1 rRNA gene is annotated in these 1320 nt (G+C 52.0%); it reads left to right on the top strand.

What is annotated here, in order from left to right:
- A 23S ribosomal RNA gene (locus AB6E08_RS23330) occupies window positions 1-1320 on the top strand; the annotation flags it as partial.

Genomic DNA, 1320 nt, shown 5'->3' with positions numbered 1-1320 from the left:
GTAGGCGGAAAGTTTAGGTAAATCCGGACTTTCTTAACGCTGAGATACGATGTCGAGCTACTACGGTAGTGAAGTCATTGATGCCATGCTTCCAGGAAAAGCCTCTAAGCTTCAGATTGTAAGGAATCGTACCCCAAACCGACACAGGTGGTCGGGTAGAGAATACCAAGGCGCTTGAGAGAACTCGGGTGAAGGAACTAGGCAAAATGGTACCGTAACTTCGGGAGAAGGTACGCTCTTATCAGTGAAGTCCCTTGCGGATGGAGCAGACGAGAGTCGCAGATACCAGGTGGCTGCAACTGTTTATTAAAAACACAGCACTGTGCAAAATCGTAAGATGACGTATACGGTGTGACGCCTGCCCGGTGCCGGAAGGTTAATTGATGGGGTTAGTCTTCGGACGAAGCTCTTGATCGAAGCCCCGGTAAACGGCGGCCGTAACTATAACGGTCCTAAGGTAGCGAAATTCCTTGTCGGGTAAGTTCCGACCTGCACGAATGGCGTAATGATGGCCACGCTGTCTCCACCCGAGACTCAGTGAAATTGAAATCGCTGTGAAGATGCAGTGTACCCGCGGCTAGACGGAAAGACCCCGTGAACCTTTACTACAGCTTGGCACTGAACATTGAACCTACATGTGTAGGATAGGTGGGAGACTTTGAAACCGCGTCGCTAGATGTGGTGGAGTCGTCCTTGAAATACCACCCTTGTAGTTTTGATGTTCTAACGTTGGTCCCTGAATCGGGATTACGGACAGTGCCTGGTGGGTAGTTTGACTGGGGCGGTCTCCTCCCAAAGAGTAACGGAGGAGCACGAAGGTGGGCTAAACACGGTTGGACATCGTGTGGTTAGTGCAATGGCATAAGCCCGCTTGACTGCGAGAATGACAATTCGAGCAGGTGCGAAAGCAGGTCATAGTGATCCGGTGGTTCTGAATGGAAGGGCCATCGCTCAACGGATAAAAGGTACTCCGGGGATAACAGGCTGATACCGCCCAAGAGTTCATATCGACGGCGGTGTTTGGCACCTCGATGTCGGCTCATCACATCCTGGGGCTGAAGTCGGTCCCAAGGGTATGGCTGTTCGCCATTTAAAGTGGTACGCGAGCTGGGTTTAGAACGTCGTGAGACAGTTCGGTCCCTATCTGCCGTGGGCGTTGGAAAATTGAAAGGGGCTGCTCCTAGTACGAGAGGACCGGAGTGGACGAACCTCTGGTGTTCGGGTTGTCATGCCAATGGCATTGCCCGGTAGCTAAGTTCGGAATCGATAACCGCTGAAAGCATCTAAGCGGGAAGCGAGCCTTGAGATGAGTTTTCCCTG

Source organism: Vibrio sp. 10N.247.310.24, from assembly GCF_041467175.1.
Lineage (GTDB): Bacteria > Pseudomonadota > Gammaproteobacteria > Enterobacterales > Vibrionaceae > Vibrio > Vibrio tasmaniensis_A.
The sequence above is the reverse complement of the archived record's forward strand: the minus strand, read 5'-3'. Positions and strand labels throughout refer to the sequence as shown.